The following is a 17,279-nucleotide window of genomic DNA, read 5'->3' on the forward strand; positions in this document are numbered from 1 at the left end:
TCGTTCCTGCCCTAGCCAGGCGGGAATTTCGTGACCGAAGCCGGCCCCGGTGCCCAAGAGGAGGACGCGGCTCCTTGAACATATTTTTCCAGCAGCTTTTGAACGGGCTTACGCTCGGCAGCGTCTATGCGCTCGTGGCGCTCGGTCTGACGCTCGTCTACGGGATTCTCCACATCCCCAACTTCGCCCATGGCGCGCTTTACATGGTCGGGGCCTATGCGGCCTTCTACTTCGTCGGCACCTTGGGGGCCAACTACTGGGTCGCCATGATCGGCGCCGCCGCAGTGGTCGCGCTGCTGGCCGTGCTGTCAGACCGGCTCATCTTTCACAGGCTTAAGGATGCGCCGCCGCTGCACGACATGATCGCGGCCATCGGGCTTCTCCTCTTCCTCGAAGCCTGCATCCAGGCGACCTGGGGCGCGGAGTTCCATCGCCTCGCTCCTCCCTATCCGCAGATCGTCCGGGTCTTCGACCTCGTCGCGCCCGCCCAGCGTCTCATCATCATCGCGGCTGCGTTCGGGCTGATGCTGGTCCTGCATCTCTTCCTCACGCGCACGCTCGTCGGCTCGACGATCATCGCGATGGCGCAGAACCGGGAAGGGGCCTCTCTTGTGGGCATCGACGCCACGAAGGTGTCCATCCTCACCTTCGCCATCTCGGGAGCTCTGGCGGCCGTGGCCGCAACCCTCTTCTCGCCGATCAACCTGATCTATCCGTCCATGGGCCATCTGGTGATCATGAAGGCCTTCGTGATCATCATTCTCGGCGGCATGGGCAGCATTCCGGGCGCCATCGTCGGCGGCCTCGTGATCGGGTTCGCGGAGAGTTTCGGCGCCTTCTACGTGTCCACCAACTACAAGGACATCATCGCCTTCGCGCTTCTCGTCCTGATCCTGTCCTTGAGGCCCCAGGGCCTCTTTCCAAGCGGAGCCCGGTGATGCCCTCGACCGCATTGCAGAAACCTCTGCTCGCTCTCCTTCTGGTCGCGGCCATCGCCTTCCCGGTGATCGCAGCCAACGACTACTACATCTACGTGATGTCGCTGGCCTACATCATGGCCATCGCGGCGGTGGGGCTGAACCTGATCCTCGGCTATACCGGGCAGCTCAACCTCGCCCATGCAGGCTTCATGGCCATCGGCGCCTACACGGTCGGCATCCTGACCGTGGATTACGGGGTGCCCTACTGGATCGCCTTCGTGATCGCAGGCTTTCTTTCCGCCTTCATCGGCGTCTTCGCAGGCCTCCTGTCGCTGCGGCTCAAAGGGCACTTCTTTTCGATCTTCACCCTGTGCGTCGGCTTCATCATCTATCTCATCATCGAGAAGTGGGATGCCCTGACCCATGGCACGGTGGGCATCATCGACATCCCGGCGCCCACCGGGATCGGGCCGCTCCGCTTCGACCACACCTGGTCCCAGTACTACCTCGTTCTGTTCTTCCTGGTGGCGAGCCTGTGGCTGATGAGCCGGATCGTGCATTCGCTCCTCGGCCGGGCCTTCGTGGCCATCCGCAACAGCGAGGATCTCGCCGAGACCCTGGGCATCAGCCTGATGCGCACCAAGGTGCTCGCCTTCGTGCTGTCCACCTTCTACGCGGGCATGGCCGGCGCGCTCTATGCCGGATTCGTGCGCTTCATCGGCCCAGGCATGGCGCTCGAGAGTCACACCTTCGACATGATCGCCTTCATTCTGGTCGGCGGGATCGGGACGCTGTTCGGGCCTCTTCTGGGCGCGATCCTGCTCACTTGGCTGACCCAATCCCTGCAATTCCTGCAGGACTACCGGATGATCATCTTCGGTCCTCTCCTGATCCTCTTGGTCATGTACTTCCCGCAAGGTCTCATCGGCTACTACCGGGAGCGGCAGATCAAGCGCGCGGCCGCATCCGTGCAGGACAGACGCCTTCAAAGAGCCGTTCTGGGCTCCGGGCAGGAGGCGCGCACCAATGCTTGAGATCCAAGGACTGACCAAGCGCTTCGGCGGACTGACCGCGGTGCGCGACGTGACCACCTCCTTCGAGAGGGGACGCATCAACGCCATCATCGGGCCGAACGGGGCAGGCAAGACAACCTTCTTCAATCTGGTGAGCGGGTCCCACCGGCCCACAGCAGGCCGCATCGTCTTCGACGGGCAGGATGTGACAGGGTTGAGGCCCGATCAGGTTGCCAGGCTCGGCGTCGCCCGGACCTTCCAGTCGACCCACCTGTTCGATCAGGCAACCGTGCTCGACAACCTGATCGTCGGTCACCGCCTGCGCACCTCCTCCACCTTCTGGGACGTGATCTTCAACACCCAGCGCCTCAAGGAAGACGAGCGAAGCTGCCGCGCGAAAGCCAAGGAGGTGCTCAACTTCGTGGGGCTCTCGTCGGTCGCCCATCATCGGGCGGCGGACATCTCGCAGGAGGAGCGCAAGCGGGTCGCCTTTGCGCTGGCGCTCGCCACCGATCCCAAGATCGTTCTGCTCGACGAGCCCGCCGGCGGCGTCAACCCTGAGGAAACTCTGGGGCTCGCCGAACTGATCCGCAAGATGGTTCGCAGCGGCCTCACCGTCTGCCTGATCGAGCACAAGATGGACATGATCATGAGCCTTGCCGACAAGATCGTCGTGCTCGACCATGGCGAGATGATCGCCGAGGGAACGCCGGCCCAAATCCGATCCGACCAGCGGGTGATCGAAGCCTATCTGGGAGCCGACTATGCTGCGGCTTGAGGGGGCTCAGCTGAACTACGGCAGCTTCCGGGCGCTCGACGGAATCACGATCCATGCCGATCCGGGCGAACTCGTGGTGATGCTGGGGGCCAACGGCGCCGGCAAGAGCTCGCTCTTCCTGGCGATCAGCGGCCTGCGGAAGCTCAGTCGCGGCAACATCTGGTTCAAGGATCAGAACATCGCCGGGCGCAAGCCGTCGCAGATCGTGCAGGCGGGCGTGGTGCATTGCCCCGAAGGGCGCAAGCTCTTTCCCGAGATGTCCGTGCGCAAGAACCTGCTTCTCGGCGCCTATGTGCATCGCCAAGACAAGAAGGAGACCCAGAAGATCCTTGATCAGGTCTTCGAGATGTTTCCGATCCTTCACGAGAAGCGCAACGATGCGGCCGGATCCTTGAGCGGCGGCCAGCAGCAGATGGTGGCCATCGGCCGCGCCCTGATGGGGCGGCCCGAGGTCCTGCTTCTCGACGAGCCTTCGCTTGGGCTCGCACCCCTCGTGGTGAAGCAGGTGCTCGGCGTGATCAAGACCATCAACGACAATGGGACGACGGTGCTGCTCGCGGAGCAGAACGCATACGCCGCGTTGCAGATTGCCCGTCGCGCCTACGTCATCGAGAGCGGCCGGATCGTCATGGAAGGCGATCGCGAGACGCTGCTCAATGATGAGCGTGTTCGAAAAGCCTATATCGGCGCCTGATCGGAGCGCCGGTAGCGCAGGCCTGCGAGCCATGGAAGGTTCGTCAAAAGAGGAAGGCAGGGGCCGGCTATAATCGAGCTCCTGCCCCATGAAGAACAAGAGGAGAGGAAACAGATGGCTCTTTGGAAACACTTGGTTCAGGCCGCAAGCGCGATCACGCTTGCCGCAGCCTTCACGTCCGTGGCATCGGCTCAGGAAACCGTCAATATCGGCTATACCGGCCCGCTCAGCGGCGGCGCGGCGCTCTACGGCAAGAACACCCTGGTCGGCCTGGAGATGGCCGCCAAGGAGATCAACGAAGCCGGCGGCTTCGAGGTCGGCGGCAAGAAGTACAAGTTCAACATCGTGGCGCTCGACGACAAGTACTCCCCCAGCGAAGCGGCCGTGAATGCCAAGCGGCTCAAGTCCCAGAACAACACCCCCATGGTGTTCACGCCCCACTCCGGCGGCGCCTTTGCCATCCAGGCCTTCAACGAGCAGGACAACTTCATTCTCGGCGCCTATACCAGCGTGCCCAACATGACGGAGCGGGGCAACAAGCTGACCTTGCGCATCCCGCCGTCATTCGCAGGCTACGTGCAGCCCTTCATCAATGTGGAAATGAAGGCTTTCGGCAAGAAGCTCGCCATGGCCGGCGGCGACCACGACTACGCCAAGGCCTGGGCGCAGCTCTTCGGACCGGCCTGGAAGCAGGCGGGCGGCGAGATCGTTGCCGAGAACCCGATGTCCTACAACAAGGACACCGATTTCTACAGCGGCGTGAGCCGCGTTCTGGCGGCCAACCCCGACGTCCTGTTCGTGGGCGGCGCCTCCGAGCCGACGGCTCTGGTCGCCAAGCAGGCGCGCGAGCTCGGCTTCAAGGGCGGCTTCGTCGTTATGGATCAAGCCAAGCTCGACGAGATGGCGGCGGTTGTGGGCGGCATGGACATGCTGGAAGGTTCTGTCGGAGTTCTTCCGCTTATTTATGACAAGCGGCCGGGCACTGAAGCCTTCATCGCGAAGTTCAAGAAGCTCTACGACCGCAACCCCGGAACCGAGGCTTCCTACCACTACTCGACCCTGAACGCGGTGAGCGAAGCCATGAAGCTTGCCGGCACCGTCTCCGACCCGAAGGCCATCCACGCCAAGCTCAGCGAAGCCTACGGCAAGCTGCCGCCGGAGCGTAATCCTGCCCGCATCACCAGCGTCGATGACCGTGGCGGCACCAACGCCAACATCGTCGTCGGCATGGTCAAGAACGGCAAGGTCGAGACCATCGAGGCGGCAAGCCTCGGTCAGTAAGTGACACATGAAGGCACGGCTTGCAAAAGCCGGCCGTGCCTTCGGCTGCTTCTGTCAACGGGGTGGTAGCGACATGGACGCGATCTCATTCGAAAGTCGAGCTGACGAGATTCGTAAGCACGTGTCCCTACAAGGATTCATGAACCTTCTTGGCGCGGAACTCGATGAGCTAACGCCAGGATCATCGACGCTTTCCGTCTCACGCCGCAGCGACCTCCTACAGCAGAACGGCCTCTTCCATGGAGGCGTCACGGCTTTCCTGATCGACAATGGGACGACCATTGCAGCGGCAACGGTCCTGAACTCACAGCAAGGTGTGCTCACCGCGGAGTACAAGCTCAATCTCTTCTCGCCAGCAGATGGCGATCAGCTCATCTGTCGTTCGCGGGTGGTCAAGCCCGGCAGCCGCCTGGTGATTGTGGCGGCCGACGTGTTCACCAAAAAGGATGGGCGAGAGAAGCAGACCGCCGTTGCACTTGCGACAATAGCTGTTCTGGATCAATCGTCCCTGCCGCTGTTGCGGCATGCCGGGTAGTTGATCCGGCTGACCCATATTTCCTGACAATAAAGCAAAGAGGGAAGAAACGATGTTGAAGGGAATGATGATGGATCGGCCGCTGTCGATCCCCGCGATCATCGATCTGGCGGCGGAGGTTCACGCCAAAACGGAGATCGTCTCGGTCGCCACCGAAGGCGGAATTCATCGCACAACCTATGGGGACATCCATAAGCGGGTGGCCCAGCTGGCTCACGGTCTACGCGCCCTTGGCGTCAAGCCTGGAGACCGCGTGGCGACGCTTGCCTGGAACGGCTACCGGCATTTCGAGCTCTATTATGCCATCTCGGGCATCGGAGCGGTGTGCCACACGGTGAACCCGCGCCTGTTCCCAGAGCAGCTGGTCTACATCATCAATCACGCGCAGGACACGGCGCTCTTCTTCGACATCACCTTCGCTCCCCTGATCGCAGCCCTGCGGCCGAAGCTGCCTGAAGGTCTCACCTATGTGGCGATGACGGGCCGCGAGGCGATGCCGGCGCAGGAAGGGCTCGACGGCCTCCTGTGCTACGAGGATCTGCTCGCCGGTCAGCCCGAGACGATAACCTGGCCCGACCTCGACGAGAACACCGCCGCGGCGCTGAGCTATACCTCCGGCACCACGGGCGAGCCCAAGGGCGTGCTCTACTCGCACCGCTCGCAGGTGATCCACGCCATGACGTCGGTGATCGGGGCCTCGCGCTATTTCGGCATGGGAAAGAAGATCCTGCCGGTCGTGCCGCTGTTTCACGTCAACGCATGGGCGCTGCCCTATTCGGCCCCCATCTCCGGCACATCCCTGATCTTCCCGGGCGCGAAGCTCGACGGTGCAAGCCTCTTCAACCTCATGGACACCGAGAAGGTCGACAACAGCTGGGGCGTACCCACCGTGTGGCTCGGCCTTCTGAACGAGATGAATCAGCGTGGCCGCAAACCGGAAGGGCTCACGGATGTCATCATCGGCGGCTCGGCGGCACCTCAGCCCATGATCGAAGCCTTCGAGCGCAATTTCGGCATCAGCGTCTGCCATGGCTGGGGCATGACCGAGATGAGCCCCATCGGCACATTCGGCATGCTGAGCCCGGAGATGGAGCGGCTGCCGCTGGACGAGAAGGTTGCCCTGAAGGTGCGCCAGGGGCGGCGTCTCTTCACGGTGGACATGAAGATCGTCGACGAGAACGGCAGGGAACTGCCCAAGGACGGCGTGGTCTTCGGCGAGCTCTGCGTGCGCGGTCCCGCAGTAGCCTCGGGCTACTACAACAACGAAGCCGCGACGGCCCAGGCAATCGATTCTGAGGGCTGGTTCAAGACAGGCGACGTGGCCAAGATCACCCCGGATGGGTTCCTTCAGATCGTGGACCGCACCAAGGATCTCGTGAAATCCGGCGGTGAGTGGATTTCCTCCATCGACCTGGAGAACGCGGCCCTCGGCTGTCCGGGCGTTGCCAATTGCGCCGTGCTTGCCATGCCGCATCCGCGCTGGGGTGAGCGGCCGCTCCTCATCGTTGTGCCGAGGCCGGATGCCAAGCCAGCGAAGGAGGACATCTTGGCCTACCTGGCCACAAAGGTCGCAAGCTGGCAGGTGCCGGACGATGTGCTGTTCGTTGAGAACATCCCGCTGACGGCGACCGGCAAGATCTCCAAGCTCGAGCTGCGCAAGACGCTGAAGGATTATGTCCTTCCCTCGGCGGCGTGATCGGCAATGCCGCAGGATTATCTCAACAGCCTGTTCTCGGTCGCCAGCAAGACGGCGCTCGTAACCGGCGGCGCAACCGGCATCGGGCGCATGATCGCCGAAGCGCTCGTGCGGGCAGGCGCGCGGGTGCTGATCGCTTCGCGTAAAGGAGAAGCCTGCGAGGCGGTGGCCAGGGAGCTGAACGCTCTCGGGGCTGCCGGCTCTGTGGAGGGCTTTGCGGGCGATGTGGCAACCGAGGCCGGCGTGCTGGCTCTGGCCGCCGAGGTGAAGGCCAGAACCTCGCGCCTTCACATCCTGGTCAACAACGCCGGCAAGACCTGGGGCGAGTCCCTGGAGCGCTTTCCGCACAAGGCTTGGGACGGCGTGTTCTCGGTCAATGTGGCGGGGCTCTTCACGCTGACCCAGCAGCTGCTCCCCTTGCTCAACGAAGCCGCATCGGATGACGATCCTGCCCGCATCGTCAATCTCGGATCGGTGATGGGCGCGCAGCCCATCGGCGACAATGCCTACTCCTATGGGGCATCAAAGGCTGCCGTGCACCATCTCACCCGAATCCTTGCGAAGGAACTTGCCGAGCGTCGCATCACCGTGAATGCCTTCGCGCCGGGGCCCTTTCGAAGCCGCATGACGGCCTTTGCGACAGGGGACGAGCACAAGCGCGCCCTCGTTGCTGCCGGTGTTCCCTTAGGCCGCATCGGCCGGCCGGAGGATATTGCCGGAGCGCTCCTGTTCCTGTGCGGGCGCGGTGGCGCCTACACGACAGGGGCAATCATCCCGCTTGACGGGGGCATCGGAGTCGAGACGGGCCACAAGATTTTCGGCGAGGCGGCGGAATGAACGCGCATGCACCCGTGCCCGTTTCGCTTGATGATCTGAAAGGCCAAGTTGGCCAGGAGATTGGTGTATCGCCCTGGACGACCATCGATCAGGAGAGGATCGACCGCTTTGCTGAAGTTACGGCGGATCGCCAGTTCATCCACGTGGACCCGGAGAGGGCTGCCGCAGAGACGCCTTTCGGCGGCACCATCGCGCATGGCTTCCTGACCCTGTCGCTTCTGTCCGCCATGGCACAGGAGGCGTTGCCGGTGCTCGCGAACCGCACCATGGGCATCAATTACGGCTTGGAGCGGGTCCGCTTTCTCGCGCCCGTACCGGCTGGAGCGCGGGTGAGGGGACGCTTCACGCTCGCGGATGTTTCCATGCGCTCCTCCGTACAGGCCATGCTCCGCTATCAGGTGACCGTCGAGATCGAGGGCGCCGATAAGCCGGCGCTTGCGGCCGAGTGGATCACCCTTGCCGTGCTCGGCTGAGGTGGCGTCAGCCCAGGGCATATGAAGGAGGCCGTCTGCCCGTGACAGCGCAAGCAACAGCACATCTCGAAGCCGAACGTCTCGGCCCCTATCTTGCGGCGCACGTTCCGGCCTTCGGGCAGCTTGTCAGCGCCGAGAAATTCGCCGGCGGCCAGTCGAACCCAACCTTCCTGATCACGTCGACGGAGGGCCGCTTCGTGTTGCGGCGCAAGCCTCCGGGAGCCCTTTTGAAATCCGCCCATGCGGTCGACCGCGAATACCGGATCATGGCGGCACTGGCTCAGACGGACGTGCCCGTGCCGCACGTTCTGCATCTCTGCACGGATGACTCCGTCATCGGGTCCATGTTCTACGTCATGGAACATGTCGAGGGGCGGATCTTCTGGGACGGCAAGCTGCCGGAACTTCAGCCCGATGAGCGCCGCGCCATCTACGATTCCATGAATGCGGCGCTTGCGGCCCTGCATAAAGTTGATCCCGCTGCGGTTGGGCTGGCCGATTACGGGAAACCAGGAAGCTACTTCGAGCGGCAGGTTGCCCGCTGGACGGAGCAATACAGGGCATCCGAGATCCACCCGATCCCGGCCATGGATGCGCTGATCGAATGGCTTGTGAGCGCGATGCCGGAGGATGACGGGCGGGTAAGCCTCGTTCATGGCGATTACCGCATCGACAACATGATCTTCGAGCCGTCGGGCGCGCGGATCCTCGCGGTTCTCGACTGGGAGCTGTCGACCTTAGGCCACCCCCTCGCGGATCTCGCTTACCAATGTATGCAGTGGCGCCTGCCGTCCGAGGGTGCGTTCCGCGGCTTGGGGGGAATTGACCGGCAGGCCTATGGCATCCCGACCGAAGCAGAATATGTCGAGCTCTACTGCAAGCGATCCGGCGTTGACGTCATCGGCAACTGGCCCTTCTATCTCGCCTTCAGCTTCTTCCGGCTCGCCGCCATTCTCCAGGGCGTCTACAAGCGGGCGCTGGATGGGAACGCATCCAACCCCGAGCGCGGACGCCGCATGGGGGAAGCCGTTCCCATGATGGCCGATATGGCATTGGAGGTCGTCCGCTCCCGCTGAGGGAGCTTCAACCGAAAGCCTCGGCGCGCCTCATGTCTGAGACGCCCGGCAGGATCGAAGCAGAGAGGCCTGTCAGGGCTTTGCCAGCATCCATTCATGATCCGGATCGTTGTGGAACTTCCACACACGCTTCGGGCCTGCCATCACATTCAGGTAGTAAAGCTCATAACCGTGCGGTGCGCCGACAGGATGGTATCCCTCCGGCACCAGCACTACATCGCCATTGGCGGCGGCCAGCGTTTCATCGAGAGAGCGGTCGTCGGTGTAGACCCGCTGGAGTGCGAAGCCCGAGGGCGGGTTGAGCCGGTGGTAATAGGTCTCCTCGAGCAGCGACTCGTTGGGCAGCATGTCCCGGTCGTGCTTGTGGGGCGGGTAGCTCGACCAGTGGCCGGACGGGGTGATGACCTCGACCACGAGCAGGCTCTCTGCCGGTTCCGTTTCCGGCAGGATGTTGCGCACATGGCGCGTGTTCGTGCCTTGGCCGCGGGTTTCCTGGCCCACCTGATCGGGACGGATCACGCGAGCCGGGAGCTTGCCTTCGCCCGGTGCCGTGCAGACGGCGACCTCGCAGTCGGTTTCCGCCTGCAGCGACCATTCCGAGCGCGCGGGTGCATAGAGCGACCACGGGTCTGCCTCGAAGGGTGAGGAGCGCCCGCCGATGGTGCCGAAATCCTGGCCCGCCGCGCCCACGCGCGCTGTGCCGGAGAGCAGGACGATGCAGGCCTCCCGGTCTCCCGTCTCCTGCTTGAGGCTCTGCCCGCTTTTCAACCGATAGACCTCGAAGCCCACATAGGTCCATCCGGCGGATGCGGGCGTGATGGCGTGGATGCGCCCTTGTTCATCGGGTTTCGACGGTTTGACCAGGAGCTTCGACATCGCATCTGTTCCTTATCGCAGGCCGGCTTCCTTGAGGAAGCGGGTGAGATTGGCATAGCCCATCTTGGCATAGGTGAGCGGGTGAGCCTTCTTGGGATCCTGCTCCGCCTCGATCACCACCCATCCGCTGTAGCCCGGCAGTTCCTTGAAGACGGAGACGAAGTCCACCATGCCGTCACCCGGCACGGTGTAGACGCCTTCGAGAACGGAATCGAGGAAGCTCCAACCCTTGGAGCGCGAGCGCTCCATCACCACCTTGCGCACGTCCTTGGTGTGCACATGGCTGATGCGGTTGCGATAGCGGCGTGCAAGCTCCGCGGGGTTTGCCCCGCCCCATGTGGCATGCCCCGTATCGAGGAGAAGATGCACGGCCTCGCCCGTGGAGCGCATGAAGGCGTCGATATCGGCCTCGGATTCCACGATGGTGCCCATGTGGTGGTGATAGACGACACGCACCCCCTCCTGCAGGGTGCGCTCGGCCACCTGCGTGATGCGGCGGCCGAACTCGGCCCAGTCGCCTTCCTGCATCACGGGTCGCTGCGACAGGGGCTTGGAGCGATCGCCATGGATCGCGTTCGATGTCTCGGCGAAGACGAGCACGTTCGAGCCCATGCTTTTCAGGAGATCGAGATGCGGGCGGAGCGCCTTCATCTCCGCATCGGCATCGCGCGTGAGAAGCTCGGCGGAGTACCAGCCCGACACGCAGGCCATGCCGAAAGGTGCAAGCGCCTTCTTCAACGCCTCCGGCTCGCGGGGAAACTTATTGCCGAGCTCCATGCCTTCGAAGCCAGCCTCCTTGGCCTCGGCGAGGCAGACCTCCAGCGGCGTCTCGCCGCCGAGCTCCAGCATGTCGTCGTTGGACCAGCCGATGGGATTGGCCCCGATGCGGATCGTCATTGTCTTTATCCTTCGTGTTTTGATCAGTCGCCCACCCGCTGTGCGGCCAAGGCTGTTTCATAATCCTTGCGGGCGGCCTTCACCTGCTCGCGCACCGAGACTTCCGGCACCGCAACGTCCCACCAGTGACCGCCCTCATCCGTTGAGATCAGCGGGTCGGTATCAATGACAATGACCGTGCTGCGGTCTGCCTGACGCGCCTGCTTCAATGCGTCTTCCAGTTCGGCGATGCTCTTCACCTTGGTCGCCTGCGCTCCGAGGCTTGCCGCATGAGCGGCGAAGTCGATATCGGGCAGGGTCACGTGGTTCGTATGCTGCAGGAGGTTGTTGAAGCTTTCACCGCCGGTGGCGCGCTGCAGGCGATTGATGCAGCCATAGCCACGGTTGTCGAGGAGCACCACGGTAAGCCTGTGGCCCAGCATGACAGAGGTGGCGAGTTCGGAATTCATCATGAGGTAGGAACCGTCACCCACCATCACGATCACCTCGCGGCTTGGATCCGCCATCTTCACGCCGAGCCCGCCTGCGATCTCGTAGCCCATGCAGGAATAACCATATTCCATGTGGTAGCCGAGAGCGGTGCTCGCCTTCCAGTGCTTGTGCAGTTCGCCCGGCAACCCGCCTGCGGCGCAGACCACCACATCTGTTAGCGAGGAGGTGCGCTGCACCGCGCCGATCACCTGCGCGTCGGAGGGAAGTTCGGCATTGGTGGGGTCCGTGTAGCGGTCGGCGGTCTCGGACCAGCGTGCCTTCTCATCCCGGCCCTTGGCGGTCCAGGTGTCGGGCGCCTTCCAGCTTCCCAGCGCGTGGCTTAATTCCTCGAGGCCGACGCGGGCATCCGCCACCAGCGTCTGGGCGCTATGCTTCGCGGCATCGAAAGCCTGTACGTTGAGCCCGACGATGCGCCGGTTCGGATCCTTGAACAGGGCCCAGGAGCCGGTGGTGAAATCCTGCAGACGCGTGCCGACCGCGATCACCACGTCGGCGTTCTCGGCGAGCGCATTGGCAGCCCCCGTGCCGGTGACGCCTACGGCACCCAGGCAGGCCGGGTGATCATGCGGAACGCTCGACTTGCCGGCCTGTGTCTCGCCGATGAAGAGGCCATGTTTTTCGGCAAATTCCGCCAGCACCTTTTCAGCGCCCGAATAGAGAACGCCGCCGCCGGCGATGATGAAGGGCTTCTTCGCGTTGCAGATGATGGCGGCCGCCTCTGCGAGTTCGGTCTCATCCGGGCGGATGCGGCGCGGCGACCAGATCTTTTCCGCAAAGAAGCTTTCGGGATAATCGTAAGCCTCGGCCTGCGTGTCCTGGCACAGCGCAAGGGTTACCGGGCCGCAATCGGCAGGATCGGTGAGCACGTTCATGGCGCGCTGGAGCGCGGGAATGATCTGCTCCGGCCGCGAGATGCGGTCGAAGTAGCGGGAGACGGGCTTGAAGCAGTCGTTGGCCGAAACCGTGCCATCCGAGAAGCTTTCGATCTGCTGCAGCACCGGGTCGGGCCTGCGGTTGGCGAACACGTCGCCCGGCAGCAGCAGCACCGGAAGGCGATTCACATGGGCAACCGCTGCCGCCGTCACCATGTTGGTGGCGCCGGGGCCGATGGAGGTGGTGCAGGCCATCATGCGACGCCGCCGCGAGGCCTTTGCAAAGGCCACCGCTGCGTGGGCCATGCCCTGCTCGTTGTGGGCGCGGAATGTGGGCAGACGGTCACGCACCCCGTGCAAGGCCTCGCCCATGCCGGCCACGTTGCCATGACCGAAGATGGCCCAGACGCCACCGAACAGCGGCAGGACCTCTCCGTCAACTTCGGTTTTCTGCGCCGTCAGGAAGCGGGCAATGGCTTGCGCCATGGTGAGGCGGGTCGTGCTCATGCGTGCTCCAAATGAATCGCGCCGACCTTGCAGGAGGGGCGCAGCCTTCTCAAGCTGGTCTTCAGGATAGGAAGGGGGTTGAACATGGAACCGCCCGTTATCGTTCATGCGGCTTTCGCTCGCTCGGAGACCCGCTGCCAGGCATCGACGAGGCGCTGAAAGCGTGAGGCCATGTCACAGATGGCGGCTTCGCCCGTGATCTCGCCTTTGAGCCAGCGGCGGGCGGCGTCGTTGAAGATGGTGCGGCCGACCGCGAATCCCTTCACTTGGCGCTCGCCCGCGGCTGCCGCAAAAGCCGCCTCCAGCTCGTCTTCCGGCGCTTCGAGGCCGAGCAGTACGATGCCGCGGCAATAGGGATCATTGCGGGTGATCACCTCTCCGATGGCGTGCCATGCCGCTTTGTCGCGCTGCGGCTCCAGCTTCCACCAATCGGGCTTGATCCCGAGATCATAGAGGCGCTGGAGAACGCCGGCGACCGTATCGGTTTTGAGCACTCCGTGCTTTCCCGCGATGATCTCGACAAGAAGCTCGCGGCCGATGCGACGTGCGGCATCGTGGAGCCGCAGCAGGTCGCGTTCCTGGCGCTGCTTCAGCTCCGGCGGGTCGTCCGGGTGGTAGAAGCACAGACACTTGATGGTGTGCCCGACCGGCCATTCGACCAGTTGCGCGCCAAGGCTGCCGCCGCCCTCGAAGTCGAGGGGGCGCGAACCCGGAAGCTCTACCGGACGCCCGATCCAAAACGGATGATCGGCGGCGCGAAACAGAGCTTCGCGGCCATAGGTGCCATCGATCAGCATGCCGAAACCGGGGCGGCCATCTGCAACGCGCGCCGCAGCCTGCACGGCAAGCACCTTGAAATCGGGAATGCGGCCGACGGGTGCGCCGACCTCGTGCGCCATCGCTTCCAACTGCATGCGGTGGTCGATGGCAAGCGCCATCAGCGTGTCCGCTTGAGGCCTTCGGGTCGTCGCCCAGTGGATGTGATTGATGTCTTGGTCGAACCGCAACGCCTTGTGGCGGCTGCCCTCCTGCAGAAAATGCTGCAGCTCGGGAAAAGTTGGGATTTCGGGCGAGCAGAGGAGGCGCGAGACCGCGAAGGCGCCGCTGGCATTCGCATAAGCGCAGCACGTTTCAAGCGTCTCATCCCTGAGCCAGCCGCGCAGGAAGCCGGAGAGAAACGCATCGCCGGCGCCGAGCACGTTGTAGACCTCGACCGGAAAGCCAGGGCCTTTCACCCCGTCATCGAGAGAGGCCGGGATCTCATCAGGAAACACCACGCACCCCATGGGACCGCGCTTGCACACGATAGTAGCCTTCGAAATGGACCGAATGGCACGGATCGCCGCAAGCGTATCCTCGGAGCCTCCTGCGATATGCAATTCCTCTTCCGTTCCAACGATGAGATCGCAATCGGCCAGGATTGGTTTCAGGTGTTCCGTCACCGCATCCGAGCGCACATAGCGCGCCTCGCCTGCGCTGTGGCCGAGAAGACCCCAGAGATTGGGGCGGTAATCCACATCGAACACCACCTTGCGCCCGTTCGCCTTGGCGATGCGGATCGCCTTCCTCTGCGCGGCTGCCGTTGTTTCCCGGGAAAAGTGCGTGCCTGTGACGACGATGGCCGCGGCAGAGGCGATGAAGCTCTCGTCGATATCGTTCTCGGTGAGCGCCATGTCGGCGCAGTTGTCGCGGTAGAAGATCAGTGGAAAGGAATTCTCGTCCCGCACCCCAAGGATCACGAGGGCGGTCAGGCGCTGCTCGTCCGTGACGATTCCTTGCGTCGTGACACCCTCGCGCTCCATCTGCTCCCGGATGAAGCGGCCCATGGCTTCATTGCCGACACGGGTGACAAACCCCGATTTCAATCCGAGCCGCGCCGTGCCGATGGCGATGTTCGCCGGGCATCCCCCGACCGCCTTGGAGAAGGAGGCCATGTCCTCCAGCCGCCCGCCCACCTGCTGGCCATAAAGATCCACCGAGGAGCGGCCGATGGTGATCACATCCAAGGCTGGCTTCATGCTATTCCTCCCGCTTCCGGCTCTCGTGAGCCTTGTTCGGCCCTTGCGGTCATAGAACGTTTATTCTATTAGCAAGTTATGCTGGAATATCAATTCTAAATTTGCTGTGAGCCGGCAAAGGATATGAGGGGACAGATGATCAGGATCGCCGTTCTGGGCGCGGGCCGCATCGGCCGCATTCACGGGCGCAACGCCGCCAGCCATCCCGATGCGCGCCTGGTGGCGGTGGCCGACCCGCATACGCCTTCCGCCCAGGATCTGGCGGTGTCGACGGGGGCCGAGGTCGCGTCCTTGGACGAGATCGTCGAGCGCTCCGATGTGGACGCCATCCTGGTCTGCACGCCGACCACGACCCATGCGGATCTGATCGAGCGCGGGGCGCGGGCCGGCAAGGCGGTGTTCTGCGAGAAGCCCGTCGATCTCTCGAGCGCGCGCATCGAGGCTTGTCTCGCCACAGTGGAGAAGGCCGGCACGCCGCTGATGATCGGCTTCAACCGCCGCTTCGACCCGAACTTCGCTGCCTTGCGCCGCCGCCTCGCCGACGGGGAGGTGGGCGAGGTGGAGCTGGTGACGATCCTGTCCCGCGATCCCGGCCCGCCGCCGGTAAGCTACATCGCCACCTCGGGCGGCCTGTTCCGGGACATGATGATCCACGACCTCGACATGGCCCGCTTCCTGCTGCTGGGTGACGAGCCGGTGGAGGTTCATGCGGTCGGATCCTCCCTGGTCGATCCGGCCATCGGCGAGGCGGGCGATGTGGACACGGCGGCCGTGATGCTCAAGACCGCCAGGGGGCGGATCGTGCAGATTTCCAACTCCCGCCGCGCCACCTACGGCTACGACCAGCGCATCGAGGTGCATGGCTCCAAGGGCATGATCCGTGCCGGCAACATTCACCGCACCACCGTGGAGGTGGCGAATGCGTCGGGCGTCACCGCCGATCCGGTGCAGGACTTCTTCCTGGAGCGCTATGCGGAGGCCTACCGCGACGAGCTCGCCGCCTTCCTGAACGCCGTGCGCGACGGCAAGGCCTGCGACCCCACCGGCCACGATGGCCTCATGGCCCAGCGGCTGGCGGATGCGGCGACGGAGTCGGCGAAGGAAGGAAAGCCGGTGCGGGTCTGACAGTGTCATCTCGGACAGAGCGCAGCGACGATCCGGGATCGTAGTCCGAATAAAGTGCCGTCATCCCGGGGCTGCGGAGCAGAGCCCGGGATCCATAACCGCTAACGTTGCAGAACAAGACGCGACGCTGTTCGCCCTCTCCTGAGACGTCAGTGGTTATGGATCCCCGCCTGCGCGGGGATGACAGCGTTGAGGATCCAGCACTTGATCCTGCACCCGGTCCCGGATCGGCTGCGCCGTCCGGGATAACGGCCGGATCAGCCTTCCGCCCGCTTCTCCGCCGTGCCCACGGCGAGCGCCATGGCCAGCGCGAAGGAGGCGGACAGCGACCGGAAGGCGCCGAAATCGGCCTCCGCCACCTCCAGCCACACATCGGCGCTCGTCACCAGGGGGCTGAAGGCCGAGTCGGTGATCGCCACCACCGGGATGTTGCGCTGCGCGGCGCCGGCCGCGAGATCGGCAGTCACGGGCGCATAGGGCGTGAAGCTGATGGCGAGCACCGCGTCCCGCCGGGCGGCGGTGGCGAGCTGCTCGGGGCCGAGCTGGCCCACATGATCGATGAGAATCGCCCGCACCCCTAGCTTGCCGAACGCGTAGGCGCAATAGGCGATGACCGGAAACACCCGGCGCGCGCCGAGGAGATAGATCGTGTCGGCCTTGGCGAGCGTTTCGATGGCGCGGGCCAGTTCCTCCGGGCGCACGGAGCCGCGCATGCGGTCCAGCGACAGGGCGGCGGCGCCGGCGAAGCCTTCGAGCAGGGAGGCCGCATGAACATGATGCCCCTCGGGGCTGCGCAAACCCTTGAGGCGCTCGCGATAATCGGGGAAGCGCTCCCGCAGGCGGTCGCGAAAGATCTGCTGCAGATGGGAAAAGCCGTCATAGCCCAGGCTTTTGGCGAAACGCACCAGGGTGGAGGGCTGCACGCCCGCATGCTCGGCGATGCCCGCCACCGTCCCGAAGGCCACCTCCTCGGGATGCTCCAGGGCGAAGGTTGCAAGCTGCTTGAGACGCTTGGGCATGGCGTCGTGGCGGCTGAGCAGAAGCGCCCGCAGCCCATCGAAACTGTCCGGAGCCTCTGTGGTGACCTCTGCCTCGCTCATGCTCTTGCCTGCTCTCATGCCCCAAAGGGCTGCTCCGGATCGGGCCTTGACACCGATCGTACAAAAATGGAATAAAAATTCCAATATAT

16 protein-coding genes are annotated in these 17,279 nt (G+C 63.8%); 11 read left to right on the forward strand and 5 right to left on the reverse strand.

Going from position 1 to position 17,279, the window contains the following annotated elements; translation table 11 throughout:
• Positions 1 to 74: 74 nt before the first annotated feature.
• The 10 genes from JKG68_RS05220 (at position 75) to JKG68_RS05265 (ending at position 9,303) form a co-directional block, all read left to right on the forward strand.
• Positions 75 to 938, forward strand: a complete 864-nt coding sequence (locus JKG68_RS05220; RefSeq protein ID WP_202056599.1) for a branched-chain amino acid ABC transporter permease — start codon at positions 75 to 77, stop codon at positions 936 to 938.
• Positions 938 to 1,954: a branched-chain amino acid ABC transporter permease gene (locus JKG68_RS05225; protein ID WP_202056600.1), complete on the forward strand. Its 1,017-nt coding sequence runs from the start codon at positions 938 to 940 to the stop codon at positions 1,952 to 1,954. Before JKG68_RS05220 ends, JKG68_RS05225 begins: the two co-directional genes overlap by 1 nt.
• Entirely contained in the window at positions 1,947 to 2,711 is a 765-nt protein-coding gene (locus JKG68_RS05230) for an ABC transporter ATP-binding protein (RefSeq protein ID WP_202056769.1), read from the forward strand. The genes JKG68_RS05225 and JKG68_RS05230 overlap by 8 nt, the downstream gene beginning before the upstream one ends.
• On the forward strand, positions 2,698 to 3,405 hold the full coding sequence (locus tag JKG68_RS05235; protein ID WP_202056603.1) for an ABC transporter ATP-binding protein: 708 nt from the start codon (positions 2,698 to 2,700) through the stop codon (positions 3,403 to 3,405). The genes JKG68_RS05230 and JKG68_RS05235 overlap by 14 nt, the downstream gene beginning before the upstream one ends.
• A gap of 114 nt (positions 3,406 to 3,519) precedes the next feature.
• Entirely contained in the window at positions 3,520 to 4,686 is a 1,167-nt protein-coding gene (locus tag JKG68_RS05240; RefSeq protein WP_202056605.1) for an ABC transporter substrate-binding protein, read from the forward strand.
• 73 nt (positions 4,687 to 4,759) lie between these two features.
• Positions 4,760 to 5,221 (forward strand): PaaI family thioesterase, encoded by a 462-nt coding sequence (locus JKG68_RS05245; protein ID WP_202056772.1) that lies wholly within the window; start codon positions 4,760 to 4,762, stop codon positions 5,219 to 5,221.
• A 55-nt stretch (positions 5,222 to 5,276) separates the two neighbouring features.
• The gene (locus JKG68_RS05250) at positions 5,277 to 6,917 is read left to right on the forward strand and encodes a long-chain fatty acid--CoA ligase (protein WP_202056774.1); all 1,641 of its coding nucleotides are present in this window, start codon (positions 5,277 to 5,279) and stop codon (positions 6,915 to 6,917) included.
• A 6-nt stretch (positions 6,918 to 6,923) separates the two neighbouring features.
• A complete protein-coding gene (locus JKG68_RS05255) occupies positions 6,924 to 7,754 on the forward strand; it encodes an SDR family oxidoreductase (RefSeq protein ID WP_202056606.1) in 831 nt (276 codons plus the stop codon).
• The gene (locus JKG68_RS05260) at positions 7,751 to 8,227 is read left to right on the forward strand and encodes a MaoC family dehydratase (RefSeq protein ID WP_202056609.1); all 477 of its coding nucleotides are present in this window, start codon (positions 7,751 to 7,753) and stop codon (positions 8,225 to 8,227) included. Before JKG68_RS05255 ends, JKG68_RS05260 begins: the two co-directional genes overlap by 4 nt.
• Positions 8,228 to 8,268: 41 nt before the next feature.
• A complete protein-coding gene (locus JKG68_RS05265) occupies positions 8,269 to 9,303 on the forward strand; it encodes a phosphotransferase (RefSeq protein ID WP_202056614.1) in 1,035 nt (344 codons plus the stop codon).
• A gap of 72 nt (positions 9,304 to 9,375) precedes the next feature.
• On the opposite strand, the gene iolB is transcribed toward JKG68_RS05265, so the two are convergent.
• The 4 genes from iolB to JKG68_RS05285 all read right to left on the reverse strand — a co-directional run bounded on the left by iolB (position 9,376) and on the right by JKG68_RS05285 (position 14,965).
• Positions 9,376 to 10,179, reverse strand: coding sequence for a 5-deoxy-glucuronate isomerase (gene iolB, locus JKG68_RS05270; protein WP_202056622.1), 804 nt, complete (start codon positions 10,177 to 10,179; stop codon positions 9,376 to 9,378).
• 12 nt (positions 10,180 to 10,191) lie between these two features.
• Positions 10,192 to 11,076, reverse strand: coding sequence for a myo-inosose-2 dehydratase (gene iolE / locus JKG68_RS05275; protein WP_202056629.1), 885 nt, complete (start codon positions 11,074 to 11,076; stop codon positions 10,192 to 10,194).
• A gap of 23 nt (positions 11,077 to 11,099) precedes the next feature.
• Positions 11,100 to 12,947, reverse strand: coding sequence for a 3D-(3,5/4)-trihydroxycyclohexane-1,2-dione acylhydrolase (decyclizing) (gene iolD / locus JKG68_RS05280; protein WP_202056639.1), 1,848 nt, complete (start codon positions 12,945 to 12,947; stop codon positions 11,100 to 11,102).
• Positions 12,948 to 13,051: 104 nt separating this feature from the next.
• Positions 13,052 to 14,965, reverse strand: a complete 1,914-nt coding sequence (locus tag JKG68_RS05285) for a bifunctional 5-dehydro-2-deoxygluconokinase/5-dehydro-2-deoxyphosphogluconate aldolase (RefSeq protein WP_202056644.1) — start codon at positions 14,963 to 14,965, stop codon at positions 13,052 to 13,054.
• A 135-nt stretch (positions 14,966 to 15,100) separates the two neighbouring features.
• Here JKG68_RS05285 and iolG point away from each other — a divergent pair, with 135 nt between their 5' ends.
• On the forward strand, positions 15,101 to 16,090 hold the full coding sequence (iolG, locus tag JKG68_RS05290) for an inositol 2-dehydrogenase (protein WP_202056645.1): 990 nt from the start codon (positions 15,101 to 15,103) through the stop codon (positions 16,088 to 16,090).
• Positions 16,091 to 16,347: 257 nt separating this feature from the next.
• Here the strand turns inward: iolG and JKG68_RS05295 are convergent, their stop codons facing one another.
• Entirely contained in the window at positions 16,348 to 17,190 is an 843-nt protein-coding gene (locus JKG68_RS05295; protein WP_202056646.1) for a MurR/RpiR family transcriptional regulator, read from the reverse strand.
• Between the last annotated feature and the right edge of the window lie 89 nt (positions 17,191 to 17,279).

This window comes from Microvirga aerilata (assembly GCF_016743775.1).
GTDB lineage: Bacteria > Pseudomonadota > Alphaproteobacteria > Rhizobiales > Beijerinckiaceae > Microvirga > Microvirga aerilata.

Excerpts from the sequence above, each read along its gene's own strand:
- JKG68_RS05260 (WP_202056609.1), top strand. The coding sequence starts at position 7,751 with ATGAACGCGCATGCACCCGTGCCCGTTTCGCTTGATGATCTGAAAGGC.
- JKG68_RS05245 (WP_202056772.1), top strand. The coding sequence starts at position 4,760 with ATGGACGCGATCTCATTCGAAAGTCGAGCTGACGAGATTCGTAAGCAC.
- JKG68_RS05255 (WP_202056606.1), top strand. The coding sequence starts at position 6,924 with ATGCCGCAGGATTATCTCAACAGCCTGTTCTCGGTCGCCAGCAAGACG.
- iolE (WP_202056629.1), bottom strand. The coding sequence starts at position 11,076 with ATGACGATCCGCATCGGGGCCAATCCCATCGGCTGGTCCAACGACGAC.
- iolB (WP_202056622.1), bottom strand. The coding sequence starts at position 10,179 with ATGTCGAAGCTCCTGGTCAAACCGTCGAAACCCGATGAACAAGGGCGC.
- iolG (WP_202056645.1), top strand. The coding sequence starts at position 15,101 with ATGATCAGGATCGCCGTTCTGGGCGCGGGCCGCATCGGCCGCATTCAC.
- JKG68_RS05230 (WP_202056769.1), top strand. The coding sequence starts at position 1,947 with ATGCTTGAGATCCAAGGACTGACCAAGCGCTTCGGCGGACTGACCGCG.
- JKG68_RS05285 (WP_202056644.1), bottom strand. The coding sequence starts at position 14,965 with ATGAAGCCAGCCTTGGATGTGATCACCATCGGCCGCTCCTCGGTGGAT.
- JKG68_RS05295 (WP_202056646.1), bottom strand. The coding sequence starts at position 17,190 with ATGAGCGAGGCAGAGGTCACCACAGAGGCTCCGGACAGTTTCGATGGG.
- JKG68_RS05235 (WP_202056603.1), top strand. The coding sequence starts at position 2,698 with ATGCTGCGGCTTGAGGGGGCTCAGCTGAACTACGGCAGCTTCCGGGCG.
- iolD (WP_202056639.1), bottom strand. The coding sequence starts at position 12,947 with ATGAGCACGACCCGCCTCACCATGGCGCAAGCCATTGCCCGCTTCCTG.
- JKG68_RS05225 (WP_202056600.1), top strand. The coding sequence starts at position 938 with ATGCCCTCGACCGCATTGCAGAAACCTCTGCTCGCTCTCCTTCTGGTC.
- JKG68_RS05240 (WP_202056605.1), top strand. The coding sequence starts at position 3,520 with ATGGCTCTTTGGAAACACTTGGTTCAGGCCGCAAGCGCGATCACGCTT.